Below are 18,960 nucleotides of genomic sequence, written 5' to 3'. Positions count from 1 at the left end.
TATTCCTTAGGGTGCAACAGCTTGTAGCATTAATCCACAAATATAAGCCATGTAAGTACCTACACCATAGCCCAAAACAGCAAGTAATACACCTACTGGCGCAAGTGACGGATGGAATGCTGATGCAACAACGGGTGCTGATGCCGCGCCACCTACATTTGCTTGAGAGCCTACTGCCATATAAAACAATGGTGCTTTAATTAATTTCGCGACAATAAGCATTAAGCTTGCATGGGTAATCATCCAAATCACACCCAGTACAAAATACATTGGTGAGTCAAAAATCGCGGTAATATTCATGTGTAAGCCAATTGAAGCAACAAGGATATATAAAAAGCTTGATGCTACTTTTGAAGCGCCAAAAGCTTCAATATGACGAACTTTAGTAAACGATAAACTAATACCAATTGTGGTTGAGATAACGATTAACCAAAAGAATTTACTGTTTAAACTATACTCTTGCGCCCAAGGGAAGTTAGCGCCAAAAAACGGACCTAAAAAGTCGGCACAAAAGTGCGCAAGGCCAGTAATACCAAAGGCAATAGCAATGATCGTCATGTAATCATTTAAGGTTGGCATACGTGCATGCTCTGCGTGATATTTCTCTACACGCTCTTTAAGCTCTTCAATCGCACGGGTATCTGCGCCCGTTTTTGCATCAATCGCTTTATGATTTGCAGCCATTAATAGCAATACGGCCATCCATAAGTTTGCCACAATCACATCAACGGTAACCATTGCAGAGAAGATGTCGCCGCCTACTTCAAACATTTCTTTCATTGAAGCTTGGTTTGCACCACCGCCAATCCAACTACCAGCAATGGTTGTCATACCGCGCCAAACCGCATCAGGGCCATGACCGCCAACGGCCTCTGGGTAAACTGCACTCATCACTAAAATAGCAAGCGGTCCGCCAATAACAATACCCATAGTACCCGTTAAGAACATAATTAGTGCTTTTGGACCAAGATTAAGAATTGCCTTCAAATCAATACTAATAGTAAGCAATATCAAGCAAGCTGGCAGTAAATAACGTGATGCCACAAAATAAACATTTGAAGAGTGGCCATCAACAATACCAAAGGTATTGAGTAACGAAGGTAAAAAATAACAAAGTAGTAATGCGGGTACATACTTATAAAATTTTTGGCAGGCAGCATTATTACTGTGAGAGGTTTTAAAAATAAACCCCAAAATAACGGCAAGCAAACCAAGTACGACTGCGTCATTGGTAATTAGCGCACTGTGGGCGTCAGTCATAAATGTTCCTTTAAATTAGTGGTGTGTATTATTATTGTCTTCTATTTCAGCAATTTGGTGCTGAATTATTTCAATAGCAGGATCATCTGGGCATTCATTCACAAAATACTGAAGATCATCTCTTGCCATTTTTGGGCAATCTAACTGATTTAGAAGATAACCCCGATCACGACGCTCATAAGGGTCATCCCCTAATAATTCCATGAGCATCTCTACACAATGAAGTGCATGACCAAATTTACTTTCGCTAATAAACGACCATTTTTGTTGAGCTAGGTAAAGCTTATATAGCTCTTCATCAAATACTAGCTCCAGTGGCTCTTGTTCATCACCATTTTCTTCGCACGCGTTTTCTGGGGTAATATACCAACTTTGTTGGCCTGTACTAGGCTCAATTAAGTAGCCCTCTTCATCACTTATACCTACATGTACATGCACTTCTCCTTGACTCAAGGTAACACTCGCGTCAAGTTCAGCATGCTGTATTAAGTGGCAAAGTAAAATAGCCAACGTTGTTTGTGTGCCACTACGCATAGTAATCGTATAGCGAAAACTATTTAATGTATATTCAGGGACTTTTAAACTAGAAACACTAAATAACCAGTGTTGATAAAACGTATCGAGTAATTTATCAAGACGTTCGTGCGGCTCTTTTATTTCAGAACAAAAAGTAGCTACCGTGTCTTCAAGTTGATTTAGTGTCTCGTAGCAAGCAGATAAATCTACTTGCGGATCCCACTTTAATTCAGCATCAATACAACGATAAAGCACTTTAGATGAATATGCATCGAAGGCTTCATCTTGATAGGATTCATTTTGATCTTCAAACCAAGGAATGGTCATTTATACTGCAACATCTATTTCAAAAAAGAGCAGCTAGTTTACCTACTTTTGACCTAAGTTACCAATACTGAGCGATGAGATACAAAAAAGCGGTACGATGGCGCACGCCATCAAAATACCGCTTAAAGATTCTTACAGAAGAAGTGCTGTTTTAGCAGAAGCTAAATAGCCAATTGCTAATAAGATGACTGTGGTGATCGCAAGTAAAGCGACTTTCATACCCTGTGCGCTTTGTTTTGCTGCCACAACGCCAAGTACAATGTAAAGGATCACTAGAATGATCTTTTCTAATAACCACGATTGCTCTAGAGGGTTAAAGCCCGCCATAACAATTAATGCAACGGCTGATACAAGCAATAAAGTGTCGATACTATGACTACCAATAAACACCACTTTATTTTTTGCTAAAGCGCCCGTCTTTAAACGTGAAAAAGAGCGAACATAAAATAATACTATACTCAACACGGCAAATAACATGTGAGTATGCTTTACTGCTAAATAATCCATACGACCCTAAACTTGTTTTTATTAATCTGGATAACGTACAAGTACGTCTTCTAATTCTTGAACGCGTTCATTAAACACATCAATCAACTTGGGATCAAATTGTTTACCCTTTTGTGCGTTTATTTCTTTTATAACATCATCAAGCGACCAAGGCTCTTTATAGCAGCGCTTATGACGAAGTGCATCATACACATCTGCAAGCGCAACAATTCGGCCAGCTATAGGAATATCTTGCCCTTTTAAACCTTTTGGATACCCTGCACCATCCCAACGCTCGTGATGCGATAAAGCAATAGTAGCTCCAACGTTAACAATTTCTCGTTTAGAGTCTTTCAAAATACTATGGCCTTTTTCAGCATGCTGCTTCATCACAGACCATTCATCATCTGTCAGTGGTCCAGGTTTGTTTAATATAGAATCTGGGATACCTACTTTACCAACATCATGAAGTGGCGCAGCAAGGCGAATTAACTCTGCTTCTCGTTTGTCTAAGCCATAGCCTATCGCCAGCTCATAACAAATATGCGATACACGTTTTACGTGGTTGCCTGTTTCTGTTGAGCGTTGTTCGAGTGCTTCGCTTAGCCTAAACACTAGCTCTTGTTGTGTTGCTTCTATTTCTGATTGTAATTGCACATTTTCGTAGGCTAACTGAACATTTTGCGAAAAAATTTCGATTAGATGGCGCTGTGTGTCGGTAAGGTGTTTTGGAATACCTGATATAAATAACATTGAGTTATGATTGAACTCACTGCAACAATAGGCAAATAAGTAGTTTTCTCGATAAACAATGGTTTTTTCTTTTAAGGCTTGTTGGCAGGCTTGCAGTTGCTCATCATTAAGCACATCTTCAATCGCCTTACCCTCACTGCGTTCAAACTCACCACTGCCCGAAAACACCACTAACTTCTTTTGATTATCCTGCGGGTTACTAGCCACTAAACTTGTTGAATACATTGCTTGGTCAACAGTACCAAGCAAAGAAGTAAGCTGCTGCATTACACCTTCGATGAAACTCTCAAGTGAGTGAGTAGAAAAAATATCGCGAGATGCTTTAATAATTTTTTCAAGACCCAAGCGTGACTGCTCAATCGATAAAATGTCTCGATACGACCGTAAACTCGACATCACTACCGTAAACAGCTTTTGTGCTGTTAATTCTGTTTTCGACTTATAATCGTTGATATCAAAATTGACTATTACTTGTCGCTCTGGGGCTTGGCCCGGTTGACCTGTTCTTAGGATGATTCGAATATGATTGTTTTTAGCAGTTTCACGGATAAATTTAGCAACCTTTAAGCCGGCATCATCCGTTTCCATAACAACATCAAGTAACACAATTGCCGCATCAGGATGCTCTTGTATAACTTGCTTTGCCTCTTCCCCAGAATAAGCACTTATAAATTCAAGACGCTTGTCTTGAAATTCGAAGTCACTCAACGCAAGCTTTGTTACGGCGTGTACTTCTGGCTCATCATCAACCACAATGACTTTCCAACTACCTTGGAGCACTTCATTTACTTCATCAAGTGCTTCATCCGAAAACAAAAAATCATCCATTATAAGGGATCCTCAAAGGCTATGTACGCACAAGCCTTTTTGTTATTATTTAGGCCATTGTGCAAGTGTTACACGGTCATTACCGCCAAGATCTTTAATTGTAAGTATATGGCTATACGACATTTGTGCAAAAAAATCTTGAACTTTTGCCCGTTGCTGGTAGCCATGTTCAATTAAAAGATAGCCATTTGTTGCTAAATAGTCACGCGCCATAGTAATTATTTGTTTGATGTCAGCCATCCCGTCATCATCTGCGACTAATGCAGATAAAGGTTCAAAGCGCACATCTCCACGGCTCAAATGGTCATCATCATGTTCAATATACGGCGGATTGCTGACAATTAGGTCAAACTTTTCTTTTTTTACTGCACTAAACCAATTACTCAATGCGAAATGAGCATTGTGAATGTTTAGCCGTTGTTTATTTTCTTCAGCTAGTGCGACTGCATCAGCGACCCTATCGACACCAGTAACCTGCCAACTTGGCATTTCGCTGGCTAGCGCAAGGGCAATAGCCCCTGTCCCTGTGCCTAAATCAAGCACCTTAGCACCTGCTGGTAATTCTAAACCTAAAGCATATTCAACTAAGGTTTCGGTATCAGGTCTTGGGATCAAGGTTGTTGGATTGACCTTTAAAGGAAGGCTCCAGAATTCACGAAAGCCAACAATATGAGCAACTGGCTCGCCGTTTAAGCGGCGCTGGCATGCTTGTTCAAAAGCAAGTTGTTGGTGTTCGGTAAGTTGTTTTTCTGGCCAAGTGAATAAATAACTGCGGGGTTTATCAAGAATGGATAATAACAATACTTGCGCGTCAAGCTTGGCGCTGTCACTGCTAGGCGTTAATAACGCCGTCGCAGTAACAAGTGCTTGTTCTATGCTTTGCGGCACGATTATTCATCGCCCATCGCAGCAAGTAAGTCAGCTTGGTGTTCTTGCATTAGTGGCTCAATTACACAGCCTAAATCACCGGCAACCACTTCATTTAAACGATAAAGTGTTAAGTTAATGCGGTGATCTGTAATACGACCTTGTGGGTAGTTGTAAGTACGGATACGCTCAGAGCGGTCACCACTGCCCACTAAGTTACGACGTTCTGACGCCTCAGCCGCTTGACGCTTTTCATCTTCAGCTTGTTGTAAACGAGCACCAAGTACAGACATTGCTTTAGCACGGTTTTTATGCTGTGAACGTTCATCCTGACACTCTACAACCACACCTGTTGGAATGTGAGTAATACGAATTGCTGAATCTGTTTTATTTACGTGCTGACCACCAGCACCCGATGCACGGAACGTATCGACTTTAATATCTGCAGGGTTAATCTCAATTGCTTCTGCTTCAGGAATTTCAGCCATCACTGCCACGGTACAAGCAGATGTATGAACACGACCTTGCGATTCAGTCTCTGGTACACGTTGAACACGGTGAGCACCCGATTCAAACTTCAGCTGACCATACACGCCTTCACCAGAGATGTGCGCGATGACTTCTTTATAACCGCCATGTTCACCTTCATTAGTACTTACTACTTCAACTTTCCACTTTTTAGTTTCTGCGTAGCGGCTGTACATACGGAATAAATCACCAGCGAAAATAGCAGCTTCATCACCACCGGTACCAGCACGAACCTCTAAATAGACATTATTATTGTCTTTCGGATCTTTTGGTAACATCAGAATTTGGATTTCGTCTTCTAATTCGGTAATTTGTGCTTTTGCTTCTTTATATTCTTCTTGCGCCATTTCACGCATGTCAGGATCAGAGTCTTTTAGCATCTCTTCAGCCGTAGCAACATCATCTTGTGCTTGTTGATAGGCTAAAAACGCTTTTACGATTTCTTCTAATTCTGAGTATTCTTTAGATAAGGCACGAAAGCGATTTTGGTCGCTGATCACAGAGGGGTCGCTTAGCAGCGCTTGCACTTCCTCATAACGCTCAACTAAGGTTTCTAATTTTCTATAAACAGACTCTTTCATTTAACGACTATTCCTGATCAATACCTAACATTTTCTTTAATTGGCTTAACTCGGCTGCTTCACCTTTTTTAGCAGCATCTTGAATGGCACGGGTAGGTGCGTGCATCAAGCGGTTGGTCAGTTTATTTGCCAACTCGAGTATAACTTTTTCTGCCTCTTTGCCTGCTTGCAGCTGACTGAGGGCTTTTTCGACAAGTTCTGATTTTATATCTTGTACATCGTTGCGATAATGGCGAATCAAATCCACCGAATCGAGTGAACGCAACCACATAGCAAATTCATCGGTACGAGAGCGAATAATGGTTTGCGCTTGTTCGGCGGCCTGCTCTCGGGCGGCGATATTCTCGCTTACTATGGCTTGTAAGTCATCAACTGAATACAAATAGGCGGCATCTAATTCGCCTACTTGACTCTCGATATCGCGTGGCACTGCAATATCTATAAATAACATTGGTTTATGGCGACGCTTTTTTAGCGCTTGCTCTACCACCCCTTTACCAATAATAGGTAAGGTACTAGCCGTTGAACTAATTACGATATCCGCATCATGAAGGCGCTCAGGTAGCTGGGCAAGTGCAATCACATCTGCGTTGACATCGCTGGCAAGGGTCTTAGCACGTTCAATAGTTCTGTTGGCAACAGTAATTTTTTGCGGATTATTTTGGTACAAATGTTTAGCAACCAACTCTATTGTTTCACCAGCACCAATAAGCAGTACATTGGTTTTATCTAACTTGCCATATATGTGCTTTGCTAAATTAACCGCTGCGTAGGCAACCGAAACAGCGCTGGCACCGATATCGGTTTCAGTACGAACCTGCTTTGCTACCGAAAAGGTTTTTTGAAACAAGCGATCGAATGTCACACCGATTGCATCGTGAGTCTTTGCATTGTGATAGGCTTGTTTTATTTGCCCTAAAATTTGTGGCTCACCAAGCACCAGCGAATCTAAACCACAAGATACTCGCATTAAATGATTAATGGCTTCGGTACCTTCGTGATAATAGATGTTGTTGCTCAGTTCTTGTTCATCCAAACCGTGGAAACTGGCTAACCAGTGCAACAAGGTTTGGGAATTACGCTCGGCAAGGCTACAATAGATTTCAGTTCGGTTGCAGGTCGAAACAATGACCGCTTCATTGAAATGCGCATGGCCACTTAATTGTTGTAACGCCTCAGACATTTGCTCAGGCGAAAACGCAACTTTTTCGCGTAATTCTACGGATGCGGTTTTGTGATTTATACCAAGTGCTACGATGGTCATATGTACCAAATATTGCTAAGCCCAGCTGTAAAGGCATTAATTTTACCAAAAATCAGCGGAATATGGAAAGTAAGGAACGACATTTGATTAAACAATATTTGATTTTATTCATATTTTTTTTATTTATCAGCGGTTGTGCGCAAAAAATTTCAACGGTTGATTACATTTACCCTGATTGGAAAACCCGCCTAGACCAACAGACTCAGTGGCAAGTACAAGGTAAAATGGCGTTTATCAGCACCGAGCAACGCCAATCAGCCAATTTAAATTGGCAACATGATGAACGCAACAGTGACATGGTTCTAACTAGCTTTATTGGCACACGCATTCTGTCGTTACAGCAAAACCCTCAAGGTGCTGTTTTAGAGTATGATGGCGACACCTACACAGATCAGGATGCATCTAGACTACTTTACCGGTTAACAGGCTTTTCAATTCCATTAGATAATGCCGCAAAATGGCTAAAAGGTACTGCACAGAATGAGCAAGCATCATTCGATGAACAAGGTCGTTTAAAAACACTGCTTTGGCAAGCAGAGAATGGTCAACAATGGCACATTACCTATGCAAATTACCGCAAGCAAGATGGTTATTGGTTGCCAGAAAAACTGACTTTAAAAAATCAACATATTCGTATTAAAATTCAACTTAATGATTGGCAGTTACATTAATCATGACACACATTTTAAAGCCCCCTTTCACATTAATCGCACCCGCTAAACTAAACCTATTTTTGCATATTAATGGTCGTCGCGATGATGGCTACCATGAGCTTGAAACCTTATTTACCTTTTTAGAATTTGGTGATGACTTAACATTTACAGTGACCCATGAACCCGATATCACAGTCATTGGCGATACAAATGGCATTGCTTTAACAGACAACCTTATATATAAGGCAGCTCGTTTATTACAGCAGCATTGTGGTTGCCAACAAGGTGCGACTATCGAGCTATTAAAACGTTTACCGATGGGCGGTGGTGTTGGTGGCGGTTCATCCGATGCGGCTACGACCCTACTTGCTCTCAATAAGTTGTGGGAGTGCGATTTATCGCTCGAAGAATTAGCTAAACTTGGGGTGACGCTTGGAGCCGATGTACCAGTGTTTATAAATGGCCACACAGCAATTGCTCATGGTATTGGCGAGCAACTAGAAAATGTAGAATTACCGCAAAGTTGGTTTTGTGTAATACATCCTGGGGAGCATGTCAGCACCGCGAAAATTTTTACCCATCCTGATTTAAAACGTGACACACCCAAGTTAAAAGTAGACTGGCAAACGGAAAATTTAGGCAATGATTGTGAGCCTTTGGTTAAAAAGCTCTGCCCCGAGGTTGAAAAAGTCCTGCAGTGGTTGCTAAAATACGCCCCGTCAAAGATGACTGGTACGGGCGCTTGTTGCTTTGCTGAGTTTTCAACCCAGGCACAAGCACAACAAGTTTTAGCTCAGTTACCAGATAAATGGACAGGTTTTGTTGCAAGTAGTGCTACACTTTCACCTGCTCATAAAGCATTAAATGCTCACTTTGCTATGAAGTAACGTACAAGTAAATGTTAACCTGCTTTGGTGTCTACCATAGCCTGTTAGTCCCAAAATTCAGTGCCTGAGGAACCCTACCGTGCCTGACATGAAGCTCTTCGCTGGTAACGCAACACCTGAGCTAGCTCAAAAAGTTGCAAAACGTTTGTATATTGAATTAGGCGATGCTGTTGTTGGCCGTTTTAGTGACGGTGAGATCAGTGTTCAAATTAATGAAAATGTTCGTGGTTCTGACGTTTTCATCATTCAATCAACCTGTAACCCTACTAACGATAACTTAATGGAGCTTATCGTTATGGTTGATGCCCTTCGTCGTGCATCTGCTGGTCGTATCACAGCAGTTATTCCATACTTTGGTTATTCACGTCAAGACCGCCGTGTGCGCTCTGCTCGTGTGCCAATTACTGCTAAAGTTGTTGCAGACTTCCTTTCTAGTGTTGGTGTTGACCGCGTATTGACGGTTGATTTACACGCTGAACAAATTCAAGGTTTCTTCGACGTACCAGTTGATAACGTATTCGGTAGCCCAGTGCTATTAGAAGATATGAAAGAACGCGACTTCGATGACGTTGTTGTTGTTTCTCCAGATATCGGTGGTGTTGTTCGTGCTCGTGCTATTGCGAAGCTATTAAATGACACTGACCTAGCTATTATCGACAAGCGCCGCCCACAAGCAAACGTTTCACAAGTAATGCACATTATTGGTGACGTTGAAGGCCGCGACTGTATCATCGTTGATGACATGATCGATACCGGTGGTACATTATGTAAAGCCGCTGCTGCTCTTAAAGAGCATGGTGCTAAACGTGTATTTGCGTATGCAACTCACCCTGTGCTTTCAGGTAATGCCGCTGAAAACATCCGTAACTCAGTAATTGACGAAGTGATTGTAACTGACTCAATTACATTATCTGATGAGCTTAAAGCAATTGATAAAATCAAAGTGCTTACGCTTGCAGATATGCTTGCTGAAACAATTCGTCGTATCAGCAATGAAGAATCTATCTCAGCGATGTTTGAACACTAATCAACAACGCGAAGATATTCAAAAAGCACCGTCTAGGTGCTTTTTTTGTAGTCGTTATTTATTTTCCCCGAAAGGGGTGGTATGATAGCGCGCCTTTTGGCTGGGGACCTTGGTCGCAAAGGCCCTAAGACTATTAATTATTGGAGACATTATGTCAACTTATACATACAATGCAGAATTACGTACAGAAACAGGTACTGGTGCGAGCCGCCGCCTACGCCGTGAAGATAAAGTTCCTGCAATCCTTTACGGTGCTGACAAAGAAGCTGCATCTATCGTTCTTGCACACAAAGATATGATCAAAGCGCAAGAAGACGAAGGTTTCTACACGCACATCCTTACTTTAAACATCGGTGGCGAGTCAGTTGAAGCTATCCTTAAAGATATTCAACGTCACCCATTCAAGCCTAAGATCACTCACTTAGACTTCCAACGTGTAGATGCTTCTCACAAACTTCACACTAAAGTGCCAGTACACTTCATCGGTGAAGAGAAAGTAACTAAAGCAGGTAACACTGTTGTTCACCAATTAACTGAAATCGAAATCACGTGTCTTCCTAAGTCACTTCCTGAGTTCGTTGAAGTTGACGTTGCAGGCTTAGTAGCTGGTGATTCAATCCACCTTTCTGACCTTAAACTACCAGCAGGTGTTACATCTGTTGAGCTAGCTAAAGGCGCAGACCACGATCAGTCAATTGTTACTGTTAAAGCTAACAAAGCTGCTCCTGCTGAAGACGAAGCTTCAGAAGACGCTGCAGAATAATTTTTAAGGTGTCAACACCTTGAATTCTATTCAAATGCTTGTGGGCCTGGCTAATCCAGGCCCCGAATACGCAAACACACGCCATAATGCAGGTGCCTGGTTCATCGAAGAACTTGCTGCACGTTATAACTGCACACTCAAACACGATCCTAAATATCATGGCCTAACAGGCAAAGTGATCATTCAAGGCCAAGAATTTAAATTACTGATCCCTACTACTTATATGAACTTAAGCGGTAAGGCGGTGAGTAGTCTCGCTAATTTCTTTAAAATTCCTGTCGAAAATATCCTCGTCGCACATGACGAAATGGATCTCGAACCCGGGATTGCTAAACTAAAAAAAGGTGGCGGTCATGGCGGCCACAATGGTTTAAAAGACATTATAGCGAAAATGGCAAACCAAAAAGATTTCATGCGCCTTCGTATTGGCATTGGTCATCCTGGTCACCGTGAAATGGTTACGGGCTGGGTACTGGGTAAAGCCGCGAAAGAAGACCAAGAAAAAATGGATGCCGCAGTTGACGAAGCAGTTCGTTGTATGGAAATTCTTGCAAAAGATGGTGTGTTAAAAGCACAAAACAGACTACATTCATTTAAACCTTAAATCGTTTATTTGAAATTACACAAGGTATCTTACTATGGGTTTTAAATGTGGCATCGTTGGTTTGCCAAATGTTGGTAAATCAACACTATTTAATGCACTAACTAAAGCGGGTATTGAAGCCGCTAACTTCCCTTTCTGTACCATTGAGCCAAACACTGGCGTGGTTCCGGTTCCTGATGCACGCTTAAATGCGTTAGCTGCTATTGTAAATCCTCAGCGTATTTTACCAACAACGATGGAATTCGTTGATATTGCAGGTCTAGTAAAAGGCGCATCTAAAGGTGAAGGTTTAGGTAATCAGTTCCTTGCAAACATTCGTGAAACTGACGCGATTGGCCATGTTGTTCGTTGCTTTGAAGATGAGAACATCGTACACGTAGCAGGCACTATTGACCCTGCAGATGATATTGATGTTATTAATACTGAGTTAGTACTAGCCGATATGGATAGTGCCGATAAAGCACTTGTTCGTAACGCTAAAAAGGCAAAAGGCGGCGATAAAGACGCTAAAGAGCAAAATGCAGTACTTGAAAAGGTAAAAGCACACCTTGATGAAGGTTTAACTCTTCGTTCATTAGAGTTAACAAAAGAAGAAAAAGCAGCAATTAAGCCACTTAACTTCTTAACGATTAAACCGACTATGTACATTGCAAACGTTGCTGAAGATGGTTTTGAAAATAATCCATACCTAGACAAAGTTCGTGAAATCGCTGCTGCAGAAGATGCCGTTGTGATCCCAGTTTGTGCGGCTATCGAATCTGAACTGTCTGAGCTTGAAGAAGAAGACAAGTTAGAGTTTATGGCTGACCTAGGTTTAGAAGAGCCTGGTCTTAACTTAGTGATCCGTGGTGGTTACGAGTTACTTAAATTACAAACTTACTTCACCGCTGGTGTAAAAGAAGTACGTGCATGGACAATTCCAGTAGGTGCAACTGCGCCTCAAGCTGCAGGTAAAATTCACACTGACTTTGAGCGTGGCTTCATCCGAGCACAAACTATCGCTTTTGATGATTATATCGAGTACAAAGGTGAAAGCGGTGCAAAAGAAGCAGGTAAAATGCGCCAAGAAGGTAAAGAGTACATTGTTAAAGACGGCGATGTAATGAACTTCTTATTCAATGTATAAGCAGCTTCGCTGATAAAATTTTAAAAGGCTCGTTACTACGAGCCTTTTTTATTGCTTATCATCTTTTAAACTTGCTACTAACCACCATATCATTTGGCACTCCTAGCTATTTGCTAGATTTAACCGTCTATTCCAAGCAATGGACGCTTATCACGAACTTGGCAAATTGGTATTAGCGCCGATACAGCCAAACATAATTTGACAGAGGATTAAGGTTTTTTAGTGCTGGATTGTTCCGCTGTTAGTTGATTTACTACCAAACCACGTCTTTACTTAAAGAAACAAAGATCGAAATCGAGTGCTCTTTTAGCTGCAATCACTTTAAGAAATAAGTTCTTTTGTTGTTTTTAACAAGCAAACATCCTATAAAAAGAAATTATCTATTTTTGTTGCTTGATTTTTGTTTGAAAATCAAGCAGCTTAAAATCAGTATTAAAACAGTTACAAAACACATTGCAGTTTTAAATTGGTAAATAGCAGTCAAAAAAACAGCAATTCAAATGAAATTTAGCCACTTAGCTTAATTTTAATGCAAACAAACACTGATAAGCGTTTTTTTGCAAAAAAGGTGTTGACGGATTTAGGTCATATCAGCATAATACGCCCCGCACTCAGCGATGAAGTGCTAACAAAAAAGATGGCTAAGTAGCTCAGTTGGTTAGAGCACATCACTCATAATGATGGGGTCACAGGTTCAAATCCCGTCTTAGCCACCATTCTTTTTTGTTGCTCAATAAAGAGTTTAAAATAACTACCAGTACTTTTAGTACGAATGATGCGGGAGTGGCGGAATTGGTAGACGCGCTGGATTTAGGTTCCAGTAACTTCGGTTGTGAGAGTTCAAGTCTCTCCTTCCGCACCATGTTCTTGATAAGAACTAAAACTATCAAGCTTTTGTTGGGATATCGCCAAGCGGTAAGGCAGCAGGTTTTGATCCTGCCATTCCCAGGTTCAAATCCTGGTATCCCAGCCACGATGGCTAAGTAGCTCAGTTGGTTAGAGCACATCACTCATAATGATGGGGTCACAGGTTCAAATCCCGTCTTAGCCACCATTCTTTTTTAGAATGGCTCTGCAGGAGTTTAATCTGCACTCAATGAAGAGTTTAAAATAACTACCAGTACTTTTAGTACGAATGATGCGGGAGTGGCGGAATTGGTAGACGCGCTGGATTTAGGTTCCAGTAACTTCGGTTGTGAGAGTTCAAGTCTCTCCTTCCGCACCATGTTCTTGATAAGAACTCAAACTATCAAATTATTCTTTGTTGGGATATCGCCAAGCGGTAAGGCAGCAGGTTTTGATCCTGCCATTCCCAGGTTCAAATCCTGGTATCCCAGCCACTTTCTTAAAGTGACGAAGAATGCTCAATGAAGAGCTTAAAATAACTACCAGTACATTTAGTACAAATAATGCGGGAGTGGCGGAATTGGTAGACGCGCTGGATTTAGGTTCCAGTAACTTCGGTTGTGAGAGTTCAAGTCTCTCCTTCCGCACCATGTTCTTGATAAGAACTCAAACTATCAAATTATTCTTTGTTGGGATATCGCCAAGCGGTAAGGCAGCAGGTTTTGATCCTGCCATTCCCAGGTTCAAATCCTGGTATCCCAGCCACTTTCTCTACCAAGAGAGTGAATAAGAAAACTCAAGCTAAGAGTTTAAATTAGCAAACCCTATGATGCGGGAGTGGCGGAATTGGTAGACGCGCTGGATTTAGGTTCCAGTAACTTCGGTTGTGAGAGTTCAAGTCTCTCCTTCCGCACCATGTTCTTAAGTAGAACTAAAACTCTTCAAGTTTAGCGTTGGGATATCGCCAAGCGGTAAGGCAGCAGGTTTTGATCCTGCCATTCCCAGGTTCAAATCCTGGTATCCCAGCCAACTTACTTCCCTTATCTAATTTCTAATTTCTAATTTCTAATTTCTAATTTCTAATTTCTCAAAAATTATATTCGATTGTATTTAGCATAAAAAAACGGGCTAATTTTCATTAACCCGCAATCTATATTTTATACCAATACGCTTACTTATTAGGTATTTTTGCAGACGAGTATTAGCCTAACGTGCCACTAATCGCATATTTCAATACCCAATTTTTTGCAGGGCCTTTATTATTGGCTAATTTCAAGAACTTGCTCCGCGCCCAACTGAGTGGTTTTATTTCATTTGAAAAACCAAAATAGCATGCATCCATCATACTCATCATGAGTAAATTCGCATGACGACGTTTTTTCTCATATTGTTTTAATAATTGATGTTGACCCACGTCTTCTTGATCTTCCAAAATATCCGCCAATGCAACCACATCTTGAAAGCCTAAGTTTACGCCTTGACCTGCAAGAGGATTAATTGTGTGCGCTGAATCACCCACAAGTACTAAACGCCCTTGTGAGTAATCATTGGCGTGTTGTCTGGCAAGAGGGAAAACAGCATGCTCAAGTAATTCAAAGTCACCCGGTAGTTCAGGGAAATGTGCAATGAGCTTTGCTTTAAGTTCTTCATTAGAAAGTTTTTGCCATTGCTTTAAAACTGCTGCGTCGTGGTAACAAATTAAATTTGCATAAGGTGCTTGCATAGGTAAAAACGCGACAGGTCCGGTTGGAGTAAATTGCTGCCACGTTTTTACTTGTTGAGGAGCATCCAGTTTAATTAATACACCCATACAATGTTGAGCATACTGCCAACCAGTTACACCTAATCCAGCTTTGGTGCGCAATTGTGATTGACCACCATCAGCCGCAATGACTAAATCTGCCGTATAGTGTGTATCACCATAATTCAGAGTGATTGAATCGTCAGTTTGATTTATATCGGTTACAGGAGTCTTTTGCTCGATAACCTCAATATTGTAATCAGCAAATTGTTGCCATAGACTCGCCTGAATTAAGCTATTTTCAATTAAATGGCCTAAATGTGTCTCGCCAATATCTTTACAATCAAATAATAAGCTCTCGTCTTGCTGTTGATACGCTTCTAGTTGTTGATAAGGTGCGATTCGGTTTTTACGCAATAATGGCATTGCCCCAAGCTCATCAAGTAGGTGCTCTGAAAAACGATTAATAGCCGAAATACGAATATCCACTTTATCTGAGCTAAGAATACTATCCGCATCAATAAGGTGCTTTTCAATAATCGTGACATCACTCCCCTGCTGCGCCAATTTTATGGCTGTAGCAGAACCTACCATGCCACCTCCAACAACAATTATCTTATTTTTATTCATTTAATATTCGCTCATTTGGCTATTTAAATACCCGGCAAATTGTAACGTAATTCAATAAACAGTGTCAGTGCATTTAATACTTAAGAATTTCAAATCAGGGACTTGTTTGATTTCACACCACAAAGATTAAAACTATACTTGGATCTGTGCGGGTATCCAGCTAAAATACGCGTCCTTTAAGTCGGCATAATTGCCACTTAATCCTGTTTCTAACACATTTTTGTGTCACTACCGAATTGAAAACGAGGCTATATTTCAATGAGTAAAAAGCTGCATATTAAAACCTGGGGTTGTCAGATGAACGAGTACGACTCTCAGAAAATGGCTGATCTACTAGATGCGACAAACGGCTATCAGTTAACTGAAGAAGCTGAAGACGCTGACGTGATCTTACTCAATACCTGTTCAATCCGTGAAAAGGCACAAGAAAAAGTGTTCCATCAGCTTGGCCGTTGGAAGTTATTAAAAGATGACAAGCCAGACTTAATCATTGGTGTTGGTGGTTGTGTTGCATCGCAAGAAGGTGACTCAATTCGCCAACGCGCGCCATTTGTTGATGTGATCTTTGGCCCGCAAACATTACACCGCTTGCCAGAAATGATTAAGCAAGTGCAAAGTGGCGACAGCACATCTGTGGTTGACGTTTCATTCCCTGAAATTGAAAAATTTGACCGCTTACCTGAGCCAAAAGCAGAAGGTCCTACTGCATTTGTATCAATCATGGAAGGTTGCTCTAAGTACTGTACTTTCTGTGTAGTACCTTACACGCGTGGTGAAGAAGTAAGTCGTCCATTAGATGATGTGCTCCTTGAAGTTGCGCAACTTGCAGAGCAAGGCGTGCGTGAAGTAAACCTTTTAGGTCAAAACGTAAATGCGTATCGCGGTGAAACACACGACGGTGAGATTTGTTACTTCTCTGACCTACTTCGTTATGTTGCAGCGATTGACGGCATTGACCGTATTCGTTACACCACCTCACACCCAGTAGAGTTTACACCAGACATCATCGATGCTTACGCTGATGTGCCAGAGCTTGTTGATCACTTACATTTACCAGTACAAAGTGGCTCTGACCGTATTCTTAACCTGATGAAACGTGGTCATACCGCGCTTGAGTATAAATCGACGATTCGTAAATTACGTAAAATTCGCCCTAACCTAAGCATGTCATCAGACTTCATCATTGGTTTCCCTGGTGAAAGTAAAGCTGATTTTGAAGCAACTATGAACCTTATCAATGATATTGGTTTTGATATGAGCTTTAGCTTCATCTACAGTGCGCGCCCTGGCACACCTGCTGCCGATTTACCAGACGATGTGACTGAGCAAGAGAAAAAAGAGCGTTTATACCTATTACAAAACCGCATCACGCAAATGGCGCAGCAAATTAGCCGCCAAATGTTTGGTACTGAACAACGTATCCTGGTTGAAGGTCCTTCTAAGAAGAACCCGATGGAATTACGTGGCCGTACAGAAAACAATCGTGTAGTGAACTTCGAAGGCCCTCACTCAGTGATCGGTCAATTCGTTGATGTACGTATTACTGAAGCGTTGCCAAACTCTTTACGTGGTGAATTAATTCGTACAGAATCAGAGATGAATTTACGTCGTGATGTGGCGCCATCAGCAATTTTAAATAAAGCTGCCGAAGCTGAAGCCGCAGCTGCCCCTAACGAAATTGGCGTTGCTACTTTCGTACCTTAGGGAGACACTGGTGCTGGCACTGCCAGCACCCATGAATAGGAAGTAATTTTGAGTAATCAATTAAAAACATTAGAGATTTATTTAGAACCTGCCGACAACAAACGACTCTCTTCTTTATGTGGTCCGTTTGACGAAAACATTAAACAAATTGAACGCCGCCTAGGTGTTGAAATTGCCCACCGTGATAATTTTTTCAGAGTCACGGGTAAACTTCATTGCGCCGCAGCCAGCGTTGAAATCTTAAAAAACCTTTACATTGACACTCAACCTATTCGTGGTCAAATAGGCGAAATTGAACCTGATGCAGTGCATTTAGCAATTAGCGAATCGAATGCCCTAGAGCAAGATGAAAACCCGGGCGTGTACGGTAAAGACATGGTGATTAAAACACGCCGTGGCGTTATTAAACCACGCAACGATAACCAAGGCGTGTATGTTGCTAACATCCTGCATCACGATATTACCTTTGGTATCGGTCCCGCTGGTACAGGTAAAACTTATCTAGCCGTTGCAGCTGCTGTTGATGCCCTCGAGCGTCAAGAGATTCGCCGTATTTTATTAACGCGCCCTGCCGTTGAAGCTGGTGAGAAACTGGGCTTTTTACCGGGTGATTTAAGCCAAAAAATCGACCCGTACTTACGCCCACTTTACGATGCTTTATTCGAAATGCTGGGCTTTGAGCGTGTAGAAAAGCTAATTGAGAAAAACATCATTGAAGTGGCCCCACTTGCTTACATGCGTGGTCGTACATTAAATGATGCCTTTATTATTCTTGATGAAAGCCAAAACACCACCGCAGAACAAATGAAAATGTTCTTAACCCGTATTGGTTTTAATTCAAAAGCAGTGATCACAGGTGATATAACACAAGTTGACTTACCACGTGGTGCTCGCTCTGGGCTTCGTCATGCTATTGAGGTATTAAACGGCGTAGATGAAATTAGTTTTAATTTCTTCCAATCACACGATGTCGTGCGCCACCCTGTTGTTGCACGTATCGTAGAAGCCTATGAGCGAAATGATGAAGCTGAGCGTTTAAAACGCGCAGAAAAGCAACGTGCAAAAGAAGCACAAGCAAACCAACAAGAAGCAAACTCGTGACCGAATTAGATTTACAAATAGCCTGTGAGTTTGACGACTTACCTAGCTTTGAACAATTCCAACTATGGGCTGATAAAGCCCTTAGTAACTACCGTGAAGACGCTGAGCTTACTATCGTCATAAGCGACGAAGCACAAAGCCAGCAGCTCAATAATGATTACCGTGGAAAAGATAAACCGACTAATGTCTTATCGTTTCCATTTGAAGCACCACCGGGTATTGAGTTACCTTTAGTGGGTGATTTAATCATTTGTCCGGCCATTGTTTTGGCCGAATCAATTGAGCAAGAAAAGACCTTTCATGACCATTTTGCCCATATGGTGATCCATGGATGCTTGCATTTACTTGGATTTGACCATATAAAGGACGAAGATGCACTCGAAATGGAAAGCATAGAAAAGCAATTACTTGCTGATCTGAACATCGCAGACCCATATCGAGACGATATTTAAATTTACGGAGCAATTA

Annotated in this window: 17 protein-coding genes and 10 tRNA genes; 19 read left to right on the top strand and 8 right to left on the bottom strand. The window is 41.4% G+C overall.

Annotated elements, in window-relative coordinates; genetic code table 11:
- Nucleotides 1-6: 6 nt before the first annotated feature.
- From E5N72_RS08980 to hemA, 7 genes are all read right to left on the bottom strand, one after another.
- On the bottom strand, nt 7-1,260 hold the full coding sequence (locus E5N72_RS08980; RefSeq protein ID WP_135924147.1) for a DUF819 family protein: 1,254 nt from the start codon (nt 1,258-1,260) through the stop codon (nt 7-9).
- A 15-nt stretch (nt 1,261-1,275) separates the two neighbouring features.
- On the bottom strand, nt 1,276-2,103 hold the full coding sequence (locus E5N72_RS08975) for a tetratricopeptide repeat protein (RefSeq protein ID WP_135924146.1): 828 nt from the start codon (nt 2,101-2,103) through the stop codon (nt 1,276-1,278).
- A gap of 132 nt (nt 2,104-2,235) precedes the next feature.
- Entirely contained in the window at nt 2,236-2,610 is a 375-nt protein-coding gene (locus E5N72_RS08970) for a SirB2 family protein (RefSeq protein WP_135924145.1), read from the bottom strand.
- A 21-nt stretch (nt 2,611-2,631) separates the two neighbouring features.
- The gene (locus E5N72_RS08965; RefSeq protein ID WP_135924144.1) at nt 2,632-4,170 is read right to left on the bottom strand and encodes a DUF3369 domain-containing protein; all 1,539 of its coding nucleotides are present in this window, start codon (nt 4,168-4,170) and stop codon (nt 2,632-2,634) included.
- A gap of 45 nt (nt 4,171-4,215) precedes the next feature.
- Nucleotides 4,216-5,058, bottom strand: a complete 843-nt coding sequence (prmC, locus tag E5N72_RS08960; RefSeq protein ID WP_135924143.1) for a peptide chain release factor N(5)-glutamine methyltransferase — start codon at nt 5,056-5,058, stop codon at nt 4,216-4,218.
- Between the two features lie 2 nt (nt 5,059-5,060).
- The gene (prfA, locus tag E5N72_RS08955) at nt 5,061-6,146 is read right to left on the bottom strand and encodes a peptide chain release factor 1 (RefSeq protein ID WP_135924142.1); all 1,086 of its coding nucleotides are present in this window, start codon (nt 6,144-6,146) and stop codon (nt 5,061-5,063) included.
- Nucleotides 6,147-6,153: 7 nt separating this feature from the next.
- Nucleotides 6,154-7,410 carry a glutamyl-tRNA reductase gene (gene hemA / locus E5N72_RS08950; RefSeq protein WP_171040414.1) on the bottom strand — a complete coding sequence of 419 codons (1,257 nt, stop codon included), beginning with the start codon at nt 7,408-7,410 and terminating at the stop codon, nt 6,154-6,156.
- Nucleotides 7,411-7,493: 83 nt separating this feature from the next.
- Between hemA and lolB the strand changes: the two genes are divergently transcribed.
- The 16 genes from lolB to E5N72_RS08870 all read left to right on the top strand — a co-directional run bounded on the left by lolB (nt 7,494) and on the right by E5N72_RS08870 (nt 14,345).
- Nucleotides 7,494-8,081, top strand: a complete 588-nt coding sequence (gene lolB, locus E5N72_RS08945) for a lipoprotein insertase outer membrane protein LolB (RefSeq protein WP_135924140.1) — start codon at nt 7,494-7,496, stop codon at nt 8,079-8,081.
- A 2-nt stretch (nt 8,082-8,083) separates the two neighbouring features.
- Entirely contained in the window at nt 8,084-8,950 is an 867-nt protein-coding gene (gene ispE, locus E5N72_RS08940) for a 4-(cytidine 5'-diphospho)-2-C-methyl-D-erythritol kinase (protein WP_135924139.1), read from the top strand.
- Nucleotides 8,951-9,029: 79 nt separating this feature from the next.
- Nucleotides 9,030-9,977, top strand: a complete 948-nt coding sequence (locus E5N72_RS08935) for a ribose-phosphate pyrophosphokinase (protein WP_135924138.1) — start codon at nt 9,030-9,032, stop codon at nt 9,975-9,977.
- Between the two features lie 151 nt (nt 9,978-10,128).
- Nucleotides 10,129-10,740 (top strand): 50S ribosomal protein L25/general stress protein Ctc, encoded by a 612-nt coding sequence (locus E5N72_RS08930; RefSeq protein WP_135924137.1) that lies wholly within the window; start codon nt 10,129-10,131, stop codon nt 10,738-10,740.
- A 19-nt stretch (nt 10,741-10,759) separates the two neighbouring features.
- Nucleotides 10,760-11,344: an aminoacyl-tRNA hydrolase gene (gene pth, locus E5N72_RS08925; protein WP_135924136.1), complete on the top strand. Its 585-nt coding sequence runs from the start codon at nt 10,760-10,762 to the stop codon at nt 11,342-11,344.
- 34 nt (nt 11,345-11,378) lie between these two features.
- On the top strand, nt 11,379-12,470 hold the full coding sequence (gene ychF, locus E5N72_RS08920; protein ID WP_135924135.1) for a redox-regulated ATPase YchF: 1,092 nt from the start codon (nt 11,379-11,381) through the stop codon (nt 12,468-12,470).
- A gap of 639 nt (nt 12,471-13,109) precedes the next feature.
- Nucleotides 13,110-13,186, top strand: a tRNA-Met gene (locus E5N72_RS08915).
- Between the two features lie 61 nt (nt 13,187-13,247).
- Nucleotides 13,248-13,332 (top strand) — tRNA-Leu (locus E5N72_RS08910).
- A gap of 36 nt (nt 13,333-13,368) precedes the next feature.
- Nucleotides 13,369-13,443 (top strand) — tRNA-Gln (locus E5N72_RS08905).
- A gap of 4 nt (nt 13,444-13,447) precedes the next feature.
- Nucleotides 13,448-13,524 (top strand) — tRNA-Met (locus E5N72_RS08900).
- 86 nt (nt 13,525-13,610) lie between these two features.
- Nucleotides 13,611-13,695: transfer RNA gene (locus tag E5N72_RS08895), tRNA-Leu, on the top strand.
- 40 nt (nt 13,696-13,735) lie between these two features.
- Nucleotides 13,736-13,810, top strand: a tRNA-Gln gene (locus E5N72_RS08890).
- 71 nt (nt 13,811-13,881) lie between these two features.
- A tRNA-Leu gene (locus E5N72_RS08885) sits at nt 13,882-13,966 on the top strand.
- Nucleotides 13,967-14,006: 40 nt separating this feature from the next.
- Nucleotides 14,007-14,081 (top strand) — tRNA-Gln (locus E5N72_RS08880).
- 66 nt (nt 14,082-14,147) lie between these two features.
- Nucleotides 14,148-14,232: transfer RNA gene (locus tag E5N72_RS08875), tRNA-Leu, on the top strand.
- A gap of 38 nt (nt 14,233-14,270) precedes the next feature.
- Nucleotides 14,271-14,345: transfer RNA gene (locus E5N72_RS08870), tRNA-Gln, on the top strand.
- 172 nt (nt 14,346-14,517) lie between these two features.
- Here the strand turns inward: E5N72_RS08870 and E5N72_RS08865 are convergent.
- Entirely contained in the window at nt 14,518-15,687 is a 1,170-nt protein-coding gene (locus tag E5N72_RS08865) for an FAD-dependent oxidoreductase (RefSeq protein ID WP_135924134.1), read from the bottom strand.
- Between the two features lie 258 nt (nt 15,688-15,945).
- On the opposite strand from E5N72_RS08865, the gene miaB reads away from it, so the two are divergent.
- From miaB to ybeY, 3 genes are read left to right on the top strand one after another with little or no spacing between them, the layout of a single operon-like run.
- On the top strand, nt 15,946-17,391 hold the full coding sequence (gene miaB / locus E5N72_RS08860) for a tRNA (N6-isopentenyl adenosine(37)-C2)-methylthiotransferase MiaB (protein WP_135924133.1): 1,446 nt from the start codon (nt 15,946-15,948) through the stop codon (nt 17,389-17,391).
- A gap of 48 nt (nt 17,392-17,439) precedes the next feature.
- Nucleotides 17,440-18,492: a PhoH family protein gene (locus E5N72_RS08855; RefSeq protein ID WP_135924132.1), complete on the top strand. Its 1,053-nt coding sequence runs from the start codon at nt 17,440-17,442 to the stop codon at nt 18,490-18,492.
- Nucleotides 18,489-18,944, top strand: coding sequence for an rRNA maturation RNase YbeY (ybeY, locus tag E5N72_RS08850; protein ID WP_054551659.1), 456 nt, complete (start codon nt 18,489-18,491; stop codon nt 18,942-18,944). Before E5N72_RS08855 ends, ybeY begins: the two co-directional genes overlap by 4 nt.
- The last annotated feature ends 16 nt before the right edge of the window (nt 18,945-18,960 follow it).

This window comes from Pseudoalteromonas sp. MEBiC 03607 (genome assembly GCF_004792295.1).
In the GTDB taxonomy this organism is placed as follows: domain Bacteria; phylum Pseudomonadota; class Gammaproteobacteria; order Enterobacterales; family Alteromonadaceae; genus Pseudoalteromonas; species Pseudoalteromonas lipolytica_C.
This window is presented reverse-complemented; position numbering and strand designations above follow the sequence as displayed.